General features: G+C 70.0%; 14 protein-coding genes. 10 read left to right on the forward strand and 4 right to left on the reverse strand.

The genetic code is table 11. From position 1 onward, the window contains the following. The first annotated feature begins 29 nt into the window (after positions 1-29). Entirely contained in the window at positions 30-368 is a 339-nt protein-coding gene (locus tag OCEPR_RS02975; protein ID WP_013457222.1) for a NifB/NifX family molybdenum-iron cluster-binding protein, read from the forward strand. Between the two features lie 281 nt (positions 369-649). Here OCEPR_RS02975 and OCEPR_RS02980 read toward each other — a convergent pair whose 3' ends face one another. Together OCEPR_RS02980 and OCEPR_RS02985 are read right to left on the reverse strand one after the other, a co-directional pair. Continuing rightward, a complete protein-coding gene (locus OCEPR_RS02980) occupies positions 650-1039 on the reverse strand; it encodes an NUDIX hydrolase (RefSeq protein WP_013457223.1) in 390 nt (129 codons plus the stop codon). After that, positions 1026-1895 (reverse strand): DUF1028 domain-containing protein, encoded by an 870-nt coding sequence (locus tag OCEPR_RS02985; RefSeq protein WP_013457224.1) that lies wholly within the window; start codon positions 1893-1895, stop codon positions 1026-1028. Before OCEPR_RS02985 ends, OCEPR_RS02980 begins: the two co-directional genes overlap by 14 nt. Before the next feature lie 73 nt (positions 1896-1968). Between OCEPR_RS02985 and OCEPR_RS02990 the strand changes: the two genes are divergently transcribed. Both OCEPR_RS02990 and OCEPR_RS02995 read left to right on the forward strand, forming a co-directional pair. Continuing rightward, a complete protein-coding gene (locus tag OCEPR_RS02990; RefSeq protein ID WP_013457225.1) occupies positions 1969-2433 on the forward strand; it encodes a cytochrome P460 family protein in 465 nt (154 codons plus the stop codon). 67 nt (positions 2434-2500) lie between these two features. Next, positions 2501-2965, forward strand: coding sequence for a cytochrome P460 family protein (locus OCEPR_RS02995; protein ID WP_013457226.1), 465 nt, complete (start codon positions 2501-2503; stop codon positions 2963-2965). A gap of 58 nt (positions 2966-3023) precedes the next feature. Here OCEPR_RS02995 and OCEPR_RS03000 read toward each other — a convergent pair whose 3' ends face one another. Further along, positions 3024-3494: an FKBP-type peptidyl-prolyl cis-trans isomerase gene (locus OCEPR_RS03000; protein ID WP_013457227.1), complete on the reverse strand. Its 471-nt coding sequence runs from the start codon at positions 3492-3494 to the stop codon at positions 3024-3026. A 108-nt stretch (positions 3495-3602) separates the two neighbouring features. Here OCEPR_RS03000 and cysK point away from each other — a divergent pair, with 108 nt between their 5' ends. Continuing rightward, on the forward strand, positions 3603-4514 hold the full coding sequence (gene cysK, locus OCEPR_RS03005) for a cysteine synthase A (RefSeq protein WP_013457228.1): 912 nt from the start codon (positions 3603-3605) through the stop codon (positions 4512-4514). Here the strand turns inward: cysK and OCEPR_RS03010 are convergent. After that, positions 4511-4825, reverse strand: a complete 315-nt coding sequence (locus tag OCEPR_RS03010; RefSeq protein ID WP_013457229.1) for an FUN14 domain-containing protein — start codon at positions 4823-4825, stop codon at positions 4511-4513. The genes cysK and OCEPR_RS03010 overlap by 4 nt on opposite strands. A 59-nt stretch (positions 4826-4884) precedes the next feature. Between OCEPR_RS03010 and OCEPR_RS03015 the strand changes: the two genes are divergently transcribed. From OCEPR_RS03015 to OCEPR_RS03040, 6 genes are all read left to right on the forward strand, one after another. Further along, entirely contained in the window at positions 4885-6492 is a 1608-nt protein-coding gene (locus tag OCEPR_RS03015) for an acyl-CoA dehydrogenase family protein (RefSeq protein ID WP_013457230.1), read from the forward strand. Positions 6493-6621: 129 nt separating this feature from the next. Next, positions 6622-7818 carry a sugar ABC transporter substrate-binding protein gene (locus tag OCEPR_RS03020; RefSeq protein WP_013457231.1) on the forward strand — a complete coding sequence of 399 codons (1197 nt, stop codon included), beginning with the start codon at positions 6622-6624 and terminating at the stop codon, positions 7816-7818. 108 nt (positions 7819-7926) lie between these two features. After that, positions 7927-9225 (forward strand): ABC transporter permease subunit, encoded by a 1299-nt coding sequence (locus OCEPR_RS03025; protein WP_013457232.1) that lies wholly within the window; start codon positions 7927-7929, stop codon positions 9223-9225. Between the two features lie 227 nt (positions 9226-9452). After that, positions 9453-10736 (forward strand): sugar ABC transporter permease, encoded by a 1284-nt coding sequence (locus OCEPR_RS03030; protein WP_425357642.1) that lies wholly within the window; start codon positions 9453-9455, stop codon positions 10734-10736. Then, complete coding sequence (locus OCEPR_RS03035; RefSeq protein ID WP_013457234.1) at positions 10733-12475, forward strand: glycoside hydrolase family 13 protein; 1743 nt, start codon at positions 10733-10735, stop codon at positions 12473-12475. The genes OCEPR_RS03030 and OCEPR_RS03035 overlap by 4 nt, the downstream gene beginning before the upstream one ends. Further along, positions 12468-14603, forward strand: coding sequence for an alpha-amylase family glycosyl hydrolase (locus OCEPR_RS03040; protein WP_013457235.1), 2136 nt, complete (start codon positions 12468-12470; stop codon positions 14601-14603). Before OCEPR_RS03035 ends, OCEPR_RS03040 begins: the two co-directional genes overlap by 8 nt. The last annotated feature ends 11 nt before the right edge of the window (positions 14604-14614 follow it).

Below are 14614 nucleotides of genomic sequence, written 5' to 3' on the forward strand. Positions count from 1 at the left end.
CCGTTCTATACTGCCGGGGAGGTGAAACCATGCGCATTGCGATCGCCGTTCTGCCCAACGCCACCGACACCTTCCCCGGCCCCTACGGCCATGCGCCTTTCTTTGCGATCTACGACCGCAAGGACGGGGCCTGGCAGCGCATCGAACTGCGCGACAACCCCTACAAGGCCCTCGAAGGCGGGGGCAAGCCCCGCCTGATGAAGCAACTTCTCGCCGACTGCGACCTCTGGGTGGGGGCCCAGTTCGGCCACGGACCCGGCCACGGGCACCACCACGGGCCCGGACACGAGCCGCCGGCGCACCGGCGCGAGGTGCCCCGGGGGTTGAGCGTGCGCGAGGTGCTGGCGCTGCTCGAGCAGGACGCCTAGCGGCAACCTTCCATTCGGCGTCCCCCTCGGAAGGGGCGGTTCGCGGCGGCGCGTGGCAGGGGGTGGCCGAGCAGCGAACGACCCCGGACCTCCGGCGGCTCTTGCAGGGCCAAAACCCCCAGCCAGACCTCCCCAAAGGGGGAGGTTTCAACTTCCCGTCTTCGACCCGTGCCTCAAACCCCGACCCCCGGCCGGGTCCTGGCCCCAACTTTCGCTGGGGGGACGGGGGAAGCCGAACGCGGCGACGGGGGTGGGGTGAACGAAGCGTTCGGACGCGGCGCCTAGCCGCGCCCGAGCGCCCGGCGCAGGAGCGCCGCGTCCTCGGCGAAGGCCAGCCGCAGCGCGGCCTCCTCGGGGTCGAAGAAGCCGGCGCCGGTGAGGCCCGGCTCGAGCCGCACCGGGCCCTCGCCCCGCATCCGGAACCAATGCACCTCGCGCGCCACGCCGCGGTCGTTGGTGTACCGGGTCACCCCCAAAGCGGCCTCCACCCGGGCCTCGACGCCGGCCTCCTCGCGCACCTCGCGCACGGCCGCGGCCTCGAGCGTCTCCCCCTCCTCCACGTGCCCTTTGGGGAAGACCCAGAACCCCATGCGGTCGCGGATCAGCAGCACCTCACCCGCGGCGTTGAAGACGAGGCCGCCGGCCCCGGGGACGGGTTCAGGCTTCGCCATAAGCTTCGCGCAGGGCCGCGAACACCTCTTCTTCGAGCCGGGGTCCGCCCGTGTAGCGCTCCTCCAGGTTCTCGCGCCCCAGCAGGGCCTTGAGCGCCGCTTCGACCGCCTCGCTCCACGTTCCGTCAATGGGTCCGGCGTAGAGCTCCAGGCGGGCCGCGGCGGCCTGGATCCAGCGGATCTCCTCGTCCGAGAGCGGCCGGGCGTTGCGGGCGGGGTTGAAGAGCAGCCGGTGGATGCCCAGGAGCCGCTCCAGCTCGGGCACCGGGTCGGGGTGGTCGTCGACCCGCAGGTCGATCCAGCGGTCGTTGAAGCCGCCGTAGCCCTTGCCCTCGCCCACCACCAACAGCGCCGCCGACTGGCGCCCGCGCTGGTCGCCGCCGGCGCGGTCGGCGGCCAGCAGGGCGGCCGTGAGCCGCTCGGGGAAGGGGAGGTCGGTGCGCTCGAGGAAGGTCGCCTCCAGCGCCTCCACCACCTCAGGGCCGGTGAGCAGGTTGCCCTGCGCGGCGTAGTTCTCGCCCGCGCGCCCGCCCGCCCAGGGGTGGCAGGCGTCGCCGGTGAAGGTGAAGGCCGCGCCGCCGGCGGAGACGATCCCGTACTGCCGCTGGGCGTGGCCGGGATCGGTTGCCGCGAAGATGCGGTGGGCGTCCTCGGGCGATCCCCCGAGTTCGAGGACCGCAAGGCCCCGGGGCCCGTAGCTGGTGTTGGCGTAGGACTGGGTGGCCACGGCGCCGACGCCGGCGCGGGCTGCAGGCACGACCGCGCCCACGGCCAGGAACTTGCTGGCGACGGCGACGCCGAGGTCGCCGGTCTCGGGGTCGCGGGCGACGAGGGAGAAGGTGCTGACCGGTTGCATGCCCGCATTCTACGCCGCGCCGCCGTGACGGTTTCGTGAGGGTTGGCGGCTAGGCTGGGGCCGGGAGGGAACCATGAAACGATGGACGACGGTGCTGGCCGCGGCCCTGGCGCTCGCGGCCGCGGCGCAGACGAACCCTACGGCAGCGGAGCTCTGGAGCTGGCTTCTCGACCAGAACTTCGCCGAACGCTGGCAGCACGTTCCCGGCGAGCCCGCGGGCAAGCACGCGGGCGGCCCACCTCACGGCGCGATTCAGCAGATCTTCGCGAACGACGTCGCCTTCGAGGCGCTCGCCCAGAAGCGCTTTCCGCTGCCCGACGGGGCGGTGATCGTCAAGGAGAACTACGACGCACAGGGGCGGCTCTACAACCTGGCGGTGATGCGCAAGGTGAAGGGGTACAACCCCGAGGGCGGCGACTGGTTCTGGGGCTACTTCACGCCCGAAGGCGGGGTGCTCTTCGAGGGGAAGCCGGCGCTCTGTGTCGGCTGCCACGCCCAGAAGAAGGCCTCGGACTGGATCTTCAGCGGTCAAGAATGAGGCCCGTGTCGCCTGCGATACATCCCGGACCGGCCGTCCCCCCTAGGCTCAGAGGCGGAGGGATCCAATGAAACGATGGTGGCTGGTGGTCATAGCGGCATTGACGTTGGGCGCGGCGGCGCAGATGGGCGGCACCGCCGAGGCGCTTTGGAAGTTCCTGCAGAGCCAGGGGTACACGCTGGGCTGGCACTACATCCCCGGCGAACCCACAGGCAAGTACCCCGGGGGCGCGCCCCACGGCGCGATCCTGCGCACCTTCACCAACGACATCGCCTTCGACGCACTCTCGGCGAAGACGTTCCCGCTGCCCGAGGGCGCGATCATCGTCAAAGAGAACTACACGCCGGGCGGCGAGCTCGCGGCGGTCACGGTGATGCAGAAGATCGCCGGCTTCAACCCCGAGGGCGGCGACTGGTTCTGGGCCAAGTACGCGCCCGACGGGGCCGTCCAGGCGAGCGGCAAGGTGGGCGGCTGCATCGGTTGCCACGCCCAGAAGAAGGCCACGGACTGGATCTTCAGCGGCAACGAGTAGCCCCTCGTCCCAGGCGAAAACCCCCGGCCGCGGCCGGGGGTCTTGGTGTTGCGGGGGCTTAGTGGTGGTGGCCGCCGGAACCGTGGACGTGGCCGTGCGCCAGCTCTTCGGGGGTGGCGTCGCGCACTTCCTTGACCTCGACCGCGAAGTTCAGGGTCTTGCCGGCGAGGGGGTGGTTGAAGTCGACGGTGACGTCCTCGCCCTCGACCTTGGTGACGGTGAGGGGCAGAGGGTTGCCCTGGTCGTCCTGGGCGTAGAACTGCTCGCCCACCTCGACCTTGGCGTCGTCGGGGAAGGCCGAGCGGGGTACGACCTGCACGCCTTCCTCGTTGCGTTCGCCGTAGGCCTCCTCGGGGGCTACGGTCACCTCGAACGACTCGCCTGCTGCGCGGCCCTCGATCTCCTTCTCGAGGCCGGGGATGATCTGCTGGTGTCCGTGGATGTAGGCCAGCTCGCCCTGGTCCACCGTCTCGCCGTCGACGGTGAGGGTGTAGGCGATCGTGACCACTTTGTCTTTGCTTGCGTTCATGCGTTCCTCCCTTCGGTTTTACCGAAGTCTTCTCAGCCTAACCGAGGTCGGTGAGGGAATCGTAAATGCGCTTACTTTTGCTAGGGCCACATCTGCCAGGGTAGGGTCATGGAGCTCGAGCACGCGATCGGGAACACACCGATGGTGCGGTTGCGGCGGCTCACCGAGGGTGGGGCCGAGGTCTGGGTCAAGCTGGAGGGGGCGAACCCCGGGGGCTCGATCAAGGACCGCGCCGCCTGGGGGATGGTCCGCGGCGCCGAGGAACGCGGCGAACTGCGGCCCGGAAGCGGCCAGTGGATCGTCGAGGCCACCTCCGGGAACACCGGGATCGGCCTCGCCATGATCGCCGCCGCCCGCGGCTACCGCTACCTCAACGTCTCCACCGAGGGCCTCTCGCCCGAGCGGCGGGCCATCCTGCGGGCCTACGGCGCCGAGCTGGAGTTCGTGCCCTCGGCCGAGGGCATGCGCGGCGCCCGCGAGCGGGCGCGCCGGATCGCGGAGGAGAACGGGGCCTGGTGGGCCGACCAGTTCGCCAACCCCGACAACCCCCGCGCCCACGAACGCGGCACCGGGCCCGAGATCTGGCGTCAGACGCAGGGACGGGTGGACGCGCTCGTCTGGGGGACGGGCACCGGGGGCACGATCTCCGGCTGCGCCCGCTACCTGAAGGCCAAGAACCCCGATCTGCTCGTGGTGGCGCTCGAGCCCGCCACCCATCAGGCGATCGCCGGCGGGCCGCTCGAGGGGCACGCCTTTCAGGGGATGGGGCCGGGGTTCGTTCCCGAGAACCTGGACCTGAGCCTCGTCGACGAGGTCTGGCCGGTGCCGCGGGACCCCGCCTTCGAGCTGGGCCGGCGGCTTTGGCGCGAGGAGGGACTGCTCCTCGGCCTCAGCTCCATGGCCAACCTCTGGGCCGCGTTGCGGCTCGCCCAGCGTCTGGGCCCCGACAAGCGCGTGGTCACGCTCTCGGCCGACTCGGGCCTCAAGTACCTGAACGTCGCCCCGTACGCGGACGCCTAACCGCGCCGCAGCCCCCAGACCATCCCGGCGGCGAAACCCCCGGCGAAGGGGGCGTTGTAGGTGAGCACGTCGAGCAGCCGCTGCCAGGCCGAACGCAGCTGCTCCTGCCCCAGGAGGGGATCCACGCTCGCCTGGATGCGGGTCCAGTCGATCTCCACGAAGCCGTAGTAGGCCATCACCTGCAGGCCGATGAAGAAGAGGCCGAGCACCAGCGCGGTCAGCTTGCCCACCTTCTTGAGGGCGTAGCCGGCCACGAAGCCGGCGAGACCGCCGAAGGTGATCTGGCCGATGTAGGGCTGCAGGGCTTCCACGTGCGCATCATACCGCGGCCGTAAACTGAGAAGGAACCAAGCATGCTCGGAGGAGGCGCATGGAACACCTCTCGTACGCCTACGGCAAGAACCACTACCTCGAAGACCCCGACCTGCGCGCGGTGCTGGCGCATTTCTGGCCCGAAGCCCGGGACCGCGAGGCGGAGCTCGCCGACTGGGGCGCGTTCATGGGGCGCGAGGTCTACGAGGCGGCCTACCACGTGGACCAGGGGGCGGAGCCGGTGCTGGTGATGCACGACCTCGACGGCCGGCGCGTCGACCGGGTGCGGCTGGCCCCGGTGCAGCGGCAGGTGCTCGAGCGCCTGCGCCCGATCGTGCGCCCGCCCTACGAAGGGGGCAGCTGGCACCACCACTTCGCCCTCGGCTACCTGCTCGCCGACCCCGGCCTCTACTGCATCCTCACGATCACCCACCAGGTGGCCTACCCCCTGCACAAGTACGCCCCCGACCTGGGCGCCTGGAAGGAGCGCGTCCTCTACGGGGACGCCTGGGGCGCCACCTGGATGACCGAGATCCAGGGCGGCAGCGACCTGGGGGCGAACCGCACCGTCGCCCGGCGCGAAGGCGGGGTTTGGCGGCTGTTCGCCGGCGACAAGTACTTCGCCTCGGGCGCGGGCCTGGCCGACGTGGCCGTGGCCACGGCCCGGCCCGAGGGGGCGCCCGCGGGGCCCAAGGGGCTGGCGCTCTTCCTGGTGCCGCGGCTGCGCGCGGACGGGACCCTCAACTTCACGGTGCGCCGGCTCAAGGTCAAGAGCGGCACCCGTGCGGTGCCCTCGGGCGAGGTCGAGCTCGAGGGCAGCGAGGCCTACCTGATCGGCCGTGCCGAGGAGGGCATCTACTACACCCTCGAGACCCTGACGGTTTCGCGGCTGGCCAACGCCGTCGCCGCGATGGGGATCGCGGGCAAGGCGATTTTGGAGGTGCGCGAACGGGTGCAGCGGCGCGAGGCCTTCGGACGGCCGCTGGCGGCGTGGCCGCTGGTGCGGCACGACCTGCTCGAGCTGGCGGTGCGTCAGGCCGGCGGGCTGGCCCTCGCCTTCGCCGCCGTCGACGCCTTCGACCGCGCCTGGGCCGACCGCCCGCCCTACACCGAGCGCTACCACTTCGCCCGCTTCCTCTCGCACCTGGCCAAGAACCGCACCGCCGACCACGCCGCCGCGATCACCCGGCTGGCGATGGAGCTCTTCGGGGGGTTGGGCTTTTTAGAGGAGTACGCGGTGGCGCGCTGGCACCGCGAGGCGCTGATCACCCCGATCTGGGAGGGGCCGAGCAACGTCCAGGCCCTCGACCTGCTCGAGGCCATGCAAAAGAAACGGGCCCACGAACCCTTCCTCGCCTGGCTCGAGGAGCGGCTGGCCCGGCGAAGCGAGCCCGGCGCGGAGGCCGCGCTGGCCGCGGCCCGCCGCACCCTCGCCGAGCTGGCCGCGGCGGAGCCCGAAGCGGCCGTCTGGACGGCCAAGACGGCGCTCGCCCGGCTTGCCGACGCGGCGGCGGTGGCCGCCCTGTACGGGCTCGCGGACGGGCCCGGAGGCCGCTACCGCGAGCTCGCGGAGCTCTACGCGGACCGCTTCCTGCGCGGCGAACCCTTCCCGGCCGCGGCGGCGCACCGCACCGAGGTTTTCCTGCCGGGGAGGGGGCCGTCTTGACGTGGACTCGGTTCAAACCGGTAAGATAGAACCAGGCGCGGGAAACGGTGGAAACGAAGCTTGAACGTCCCCCGTTCGCGCTGAGTGGTAGCGCTACCATCGCAAGGTGGAGCGTAAGGAGGTGGTCGTATGAAGAAACTCTGGATGGCAGCCCTGGTGCTGCTGATGGGCATGGCCATGGCTGCGGGACAGATCACCGTCTGGACGCACTTCGGTGGGCCCGAGCTCGAGTTCCTGAAGGATCAGGCTCAGCGCTACGAGAAGGCGACCGGCGTCAAGGTCCAGGTCGTCGAGGTGCCCTTCGGCGACATCAAGCAGAAGTTCATCCTGGGCGCCCCCCAGGGCGAGGCGGCCGACCTGGTGGTCACCGTGCCCCACGACTGGGTGGGCGAGATGGCGGCGGCCGGGGTGCTCGAGCCCGTGGGCAAGTACGCCACCCAGGACTACCTCTCGGGGCTGATGCCGGTGGCCGTGGACGCCTTCAGCTACGGCGGCAAGCTCTTCGGCCTGCCGATGAACGCCGAGTCGGTGGCCCTGATCTACAACAAGGACCTGGTCCAGACCCCGCCGGCGACCTGGGACGAGTTCCTGGCCCTCGCGAAGAAGTACACCACCGGCGACACCTTCGGCTTCCTCTACGACCTCGGCAACCCCTACTTCAACTACGGTTGGTTCAAGGCCTACGGGGCCTACGTCTTCGGTAAGAATCCCGACGGCAGCCTCAACCCGGGCGACCTGGGCCTCGGCGGCGAGCCGGGCTACAAGGCGGGCCAGTTCATCAAGGACCTGCGCTACAAGTACGAGCTGATCCCCGAGGGCGTGGACTACGGCGTGGCCGACGGCGCCTTCAAGGACGGCGTGCTGGCCATGATCCTCAACGGCCCCTGGGCGCTGGGCGACTACAAGAAGGCCGGGCTCAACTTCGGCATCGCGCCGCTGCCCGCGCCTCCCGGCGGCGACGCCTGGGGTCCCTTCGTGGGCGTGCAGGGCGTGGTCGTGAACGCCTACTCGAAGAACAAGATCGCCGCGGTGAACTTCGCCAAGGCGCTCGTCAACCCCGCCAACCAGGTGGCCTTCAACAAGGCCGGCGGCCGCATTCCGGTCTCGCTCGGCGCCCTCGAGCAGCTTAAGGACGATCCCGTGGTCAAGGGCTTCTCGACCACCATCGCCATGGGCGACCCCATGCCCAACATCCCGGCGATGGGCAAGGTCTGGGGCCCCTGGGGGAACGCGCTCGCGCTCATCACCCAGAAGCCCGATTCGGACGTGAAGAAGATCATCGACGACATGGTCGCCGAGATCACCAAGGCCATCAAGGGCGAGTAAGCGAACGCGGGGGCGGCCTCCGGGCCGCCCCCTCTGGGGTCTTCCTTGTACCGTCATCCTCCGGGACTTCGTGGTTTCTTGATCGCCGTCGCCCTCTTGGGGGGTGCGATGGTGATCGCCTTCGCCGCGGGCGCGGCGACCTTCTTCGCGCTCGAGTCCGCCGCCATGGCAGCAGGCCGGCCCGAAGGCGTGCCCAACTGGTGGATCCTGGTCACCTCGGTGGCCTTTTTTCTTCCCGTCCTCTTCCTCCTGGGCCGCACCTTCCCCTTCCTCACCGACTGGTACTACCTGCTGCCGGCGATCGTCTTCCTGCTCGTCTTCACCGTCTACCCGATCGTGCTGACCGTCTACCTGGCCTTCACCGACTACTCGGGGGCCCGGAACGGTTTTCCCGACCGCGCGACCGAGACGGCGGTCGCCCAGGTGGAGGGGGCCCGCATCACCCTCGCCGCCGACCCGCTCCGGGCGCTCGGCTGCGGCGAGAGCTGCGTGGACGAACGGCTCGAGCTCGTGGGCGATGGCCACCGGGCGCGCTTCCGGGTGATCGCCGAGGCGGGCTCCACCCTCACCCTCGACCGTACGCCGGCGTTCGCCCCCCGCTACGCCTACCGGGTCAACGCCTACCACTTCATCGGTTTCAAGAACTTCGTTTTCATCTTCAAGAACGCCTCGAAGGCGCTCTGGCCGGTCTTCGTCTGGAACGTGGTCTTCGCCGCGTTCACGGTGCTCTCGACCGCGCTGGTGGGCCTGCTGCTGGGCGTGCTGCTGAACAACAAGGACCTCAAACTGCGCAACCTCTACCGGACGCTGCTCATCATTTCCTGGGCGCTTCCGGGCGTGATCACCATCCAGATGTGGGTGGCGCTGCTCAACAAACAGTTCGGCGCCATCAACCGGCTCCTGGGGCTCTTGGGCGTCTACCCGATCCCCTGGCTGCTCGACCCGCTCTGGGCCAAGGTCTCGGTGCTGCTCGTCAACCTCTGGCTGGGCTTCCCCTACATGATGACGGCCACGCTGGGGGCGCTTTCGACGATCCCCGACGAGCTCTACGAGGCGGCCAAGGTCGACGGGGCCAACGCGCTCGACGCTTTCCAGTACATCACCCTGCCGCTCCTCAAGACCGCCTTCGTCCCCATCCTGCTGGCTTCCTTCGCCTTCAACTTCAACAACTTCAACGTCATCTACCTGCTCACCGGCGGCGGGCCCGCCACCGAGGGGCAGCTCTCCACCGCCCAGGCGACGGACATCCTCATCTCCTGGGCCTACAAGACGGCCTTTCGCTCCGAGGGGCAGTCGGCCTACGGCCTGGGGGCGGCGATCAGCCTGGTCATCTTCGTGCTTACCGTGGGCATCAGCCTGGTCAACTTCCGCGTGAGCGGCGCCCTGCGTGAGGAGGGACGGCGGTGAGCCGGCGCGCCTGGGGGGCCTTCGCGGGCCTGCTGCTCGCCTACCTGGCGGCGCAGTGGGCGTTCTTCGCGGCCCGCGGCCTGCGCCCCGACAGCTTCCTGATCTACGGCTTCGAGCGCGGCGACTGGGGGCTGGCCCTGGGCTTCGCCCTCGCGGTGCTGGTTCTGGGCCTGGGGGTCCGGAGCTGGATCGGACGGCCGGGCGGCCTGCAGCTCGTGCTCTGGACCCTGGGCCTCGCCGAGCTGGGAGCCTACACCTGGGGTCTCGGCATCGAGCTGGCCGGGCGGGTGCAGCCCAAACCCGCCTTTGGGGCGGTCTTCGTCCCCGGCGGCTGGCGCTACGTGCTGGCGGGTTACGCCGCGGCGGTCGTCTTCCTCTTCGTCTACAGCTGGGCCGTCATCAAAGTGGGCAACTACCTCACCGGCCGGCGGCGGCCGGTCGGGCCGCTCTTCGGTCAGGCGCTCACCCACCTCTTCCTCTGGACCCTGGTCGTCCTCGTCTACTATCCGGTGATGCAGGTGGTCAGCGCCTCGCTCGACCCCCGCAACAACCTCTTCAGCTTCCGCAAGGTGGAGAGCAGCTGGCTCTTGGTGCGGGCCAAGGTGCTGCCGGCACTCGATCAGGTCAGCTGGGCGAACTACGCCAAGCTGGTCGACGGGGTGGTGATCTACCCCTGGCAGTGGGGGGTGCTGGCGCTCGCGCTGGCCCTCTTGCTGGCGGCGCTGGGGCTCGCCGCGGCGGCCCGGCGGCGCGGCGGCGAGGCGCTCAAAGTGTGGCACGGCCGCGCACTCTTCGGCTTCGCGGCGGCGCTCTTCGTGCTCGTCGTCTTCCTCAGCCCCGACCAGTTCACCGGCACCGGCACCGAGAGCAAGTTCCTGCTCTGGGTGCGCAACACCCTGCTGGTCTCGGGCTCGAGCGGCCTTCTGGCCATCGCCCTGACGGCCACGGCCGGTTACGCCTTTGCCCGCTTCGACTTCCCGGGGCGCTACCCGACGCTGCTCACCTTCATCTTCATCCAGATGTTCCCCGGCTTCCTGGCGCTGGTGGCCATCTACTACCTGCTCAGCTGGCTCGACCTGCTGAACACCTTCACCGGCCTCTTGCTCGCCTATTCGGGCGGGATCATCAGCTTTGGAAGCTGGGTCTACAAGGGCTACGTCGAAAGCCTGGGGCGCAGCCTGGAGGAGGCGGCCTACATCGACGGCGCCACCCGCTGGCAGGCCTTCACCCGCATCGTGCTGCCGCTTTCGGCGCCGATGTTCGTCTTCATCTTCCTGCTCCAGTTCGTGGGCACCTACTCCGAGTTCATTATGGCCAACCTGGTGCTCACCGGCGTGGACAAGTGGACGGTGGGCCTGGGGCTCTACAGCTTCACCACCGGCCAGTTCTCGACCAAGTGGGGGCTGTTCGCCGCCGCCAGCGTGCTCGGCTCGCTGCCCATCCTGCTCATCTTTTACGGCTTCCAGCAGTACTTTGTCTCCGGTTACACCGCCGGCGCGGTCAAGGAATGAACTACCACGACCACGACCCCGACTGCATCGACCCCCTGGTGCCCGAGCTGGGGGGCGAGGTGCGCCTTCGCGTGCGCACCGCGGCCCGCCGCGGGCAGCTCGTCTACCTGCACCACGGCGAGCTGGTGCGGCTCGAGCTGACCCCGGTCGCCGGCGGGCTGGAGGCGCGGGTGCCGGTGGTGGAGCCGGTGCTGCGCTACGCCTTCTTCCTGGAGGGCCGCTTCTTCGGCAGCCACGGCGACGAGGGCGCGCTGCCGCGCTACGACCGCTTCTTCCACCTGCTTACCGCCCCGGGCGTGCCCGACTGGGCCGCGGGGCGGGTCTTCTACCAGATCTTTCCCGACCGGTTCCGAAACGGCCGGCCCGAGCTAAGCCCGCGTTCGGGCGAGTGGAAGTACCAGGGCAAGCCGATCGTGGCCAAACCCTGGGGCGCGCCGCCCGATCCGGCGCAGGGCGCGCGCGAGTTCTACGGCGGCGACCTCTGGGGCGTGGTCGAGGCGCTCGACTACCTGGACGATCTGGGCGTCGGTGGCCTTTACCTGACGCCCATCTTCAAGAGCCCTTCGAGCCACCGCTACGACACCGAGGACTACCACCAGATCGACCCCCACCTGGGCGGCCGGGCGGCCTTCGACGCCCTCGTCGAAGGCCTGCACCGGCGCGGCATGAAGCTGGTGCTCGACGGCGTCTTCAACCACACCGGCGACCGCTTCTTCGGCTTCCAGGAGGCGCTAGAGAGCCCCCACTCGCCCTGGCGCGAGGCCTTCACCTTCCTTCCGGGCGGCCACTACGCCGCCTTCTTCGGGGTGCCGACGCTGCCCAAGCTGAACTACGCCAGCGAGCTGGTCTGGCGCTACTTCGTCACCGGACCCGACGCGGTGGTGCGCTACTGGATCCGCGCCGGCGCCGACGGCTGGCGGCTCGACGTGGCCCAGCAGATCGGCGAGGGGGCCACCGACCGGGGCAACGCCCGGGTGCTGCGGGCCATCAAGGAGGCGGCCCGGGCCGAGGACCCCGGGGCCTACGTCTTCGGCGAGCTGGCCTTCGACACCGTACCCTACTTGCGCGCGCACACCCTCGACGGGGCGATGCACTACGCCGGCTTCGCCAATCCGCTGCTCGAGTGGCTGGGCGGGCGCGACTGGTACGGCCATCCGGTGCGCACCGGCGCGGCCGAGGTCTGGCGGGCGCTGTGGGACCACTACGCCGCCCTGCCGCTGGGGGTGCGCCAGGCGATGTACACCCTGATCGGCTCCCACGACGTGCCCCGGCCGTTGTGGCGGTTGCGGGGCGACGTGGAGAAGCTGAAGCTGCTCTTCGGGGTGCTGCTGACGTTCCCCGGCGCGCCCGGCATCTACTACGGCGACGAGATCGGCCTCGACCAGGCCAACCCGTACGACGAATGGCGCGGCGACCCGCTGAACCGCGGTACCTTCCCCTGGGAGCCGGAGCGCTGGAACGAGGACGTGCGCGGCTGGGTGCGGCGGCTGGTGCGGCTGCGCCGGGAGCGCGTGGAGCTGCGCCGCGGGGGGCTCTTGCCGCTCGCGGGGCCCGAGGGGGCGCTGGCCTACCGGCGGCGCTACCGCGGGCGCGAGCTGTGGGTGCTGGCCGCGCCCGAGCCGGTGCGCTGGCGCCTGCCGCGGGCGCGCGAGCTCGTTGCGGAACGGGAAGTGGAAGGCGAGTTGGAGTGGCGGGGCATGCTGGTGCTCGAGCCGCTGGAAGGAGGAGGGGATGCGTAAACTCATCACGTTCTTGCTGGTGCTGGTTCTGGGTCTGGCCCTGGCCGTCAAGGTGACCTTCAAGTACACGCCGCCGCCGGGGCTGGCGGTGGACTCGGTCAGCCTGCGCGGCAGCTTCAACAACTGGGGCGAAACGCCGATGCAGCCCCAGCCCGACGGTTCCTGGGCGGTGACCCTCGACCTCGACCCGGGCGAATACACCTACAAGTTCTTCATCAACGGCCAGTGGCCGAAGGACATGTGCGACGACCCCACCTTCGGCCGTCCCATGGTCGACCCGACCGCCGACGGCTGCACCGACGACGGTTTCGGCGGCCAGAACGCGGTGCGCATCGTGGAAGCTCCGGTCGTCAAGAAGGCCAGCGGACCGGTGGAGCTCGCCTTCGAGCACGACCCCGCCCAGGCGCGCTACCTCTCGGTGGCCGACGGCCGGCTGGCCGTGCGTTTTTCGGCCGGGGCGGGCAGCGTAGCGAGCGCGGAGCTGATCGCCGGGGACGCGCGCTACGAGATGTACCCGCAGCTCGAGGCACGGGGGCGGGCGTTCTGGCGCGTCAGCCTGCCCGACGCGCCTACGAGCTACCGCATCCACGTGGTCCAAACGGACGGGCGCGAGGCCACCTTCGGCCCCTTTACCTACGGCGGGCAGGCCTTCCGCGGCCTCGACTGGGTGGGCGAGCGGGTGGGCTACCAGATCTTCCCGGAGCGTTTCAGGAACGGCGAGCCGGGCAACGATGAGCTGGCGCTGGCCAGCGACGAGTACATCTTCAACGCCCGGTGGCGGCGGCTCGACCCCGAGAACAAGCCCTTCCTCTCGCCCTGGAACGGACCGGTCACGCCGCAGCTCTGCTGCCACCAGTACTTCGGCGGCGACCTTACCGGCGTGATCCAAAAGCTCGACTACCTGGCCCGTCAGGGGGTGGGGCTCGTCTACCTGAACCCCGTCTTCGACTCGGGATCGGCCCATGGCTACGACACCCACGACTACCTCAAGGTCTCGCCCAAGTTCGGCGACAAGGCCGTGCTGCGGGTCCTCCTCGACGGGGCCCACGCCCGCGGCATCAAGGTGCTCTTCGACTTCGTGCCCAATCACACCGGGCTGGGTTTCTGGGCCTTCCGCGACGTGGTGAGGCGCGGCCCCAACTCGCCCTACTGGAACTGGTACTTCATCAAGAAGTGGCCCTTCGAGCCGGGCGACGCCAGCGCCTACGAGGCCTGGTGGAACATCGGCAGCCTGCCCAAACTGAACACCGGCAACCCCGCGGTGCGGCGGTACCTGCTCGAGGTGGCGAAGTACTGGATCCGCTTCGGCTTCGACGGCGTTCGGGTGGACGTTCCGGGCGACCTCATCGACGCCCACGGCTTCTTCGCCGAGATGCGGCGCGAGCTCAAGAAGGTCAACCCCGAGGCCTACCTGGTGGCCGAGATCTGGCAGGCCGACGCCAGCTGGCTCGAGGGGGACGAGTTCGACAGCCTGATGAACTACGCCCTGGGCCGCGGCGCGATCCTCAAGTACGCCAAGGGCAAGCCGGCGGCGTTCGCCAACGGCAAGCGCGCGCTGCGGGAGATGAGCCAGGTCTACGCGGTGCTGCCGGAGGCGGCGACCGACATGGGCTTCAACCTCATCGACTCGCACGACACCAGCCGCCTGCTCACCGACCTGGGCGGAGGAAAGTTCGGCCAGCAGCCCTCGCCCGAGGGGTTGGCGCGGCAGCGTCTGGCGACGGCGATCCTCTACACGCTGCCCGGCGTGCCGGTGCACTTCCAGGGCGACGAGTGCGCCTTCGTGGGCGAGAAGGACCCCTACGACAAGCAGCGCTACCCCCTGCAGTGGGAGCGCTGCGACGCCGAGATGCAGGCCTTCTACCGCGGGCTGGCGACGTTGAAGGAAAGCCTGCCCGCCTTCGATACCGCCGTCTGGCGCGCCTACCTGGGCGAGGGGCCGCTTCTCGGTTTCTACCGCGGCGAGCCCGGCCCCGGAGAGGTGCTGGCGCTTTTCAACAACTCCACGGAGCCCCAGACCGCGCCGCTGCCCCCGGGCGCCTGGCAGGACGTGCAGACCCGGCGGACCTACCGCAAACAGGTGCCGCTCGAGCCGCTGGGGTGGCGCTACCTGCGCCACCGCCCCTGACGCGGACCGAA

The sequence above is a fragment of the Oceanithermus profundus DSM 14977 genome, from assembly GCF_000183745.1.
In the GTDB taxonomy this organism is placed as follows: domain Bacteria; phylum Deinococcota; class Deinococci; order Deinococcales; family Marinithermaceae; genus Oceanithermus; species Oceanithermus profundus.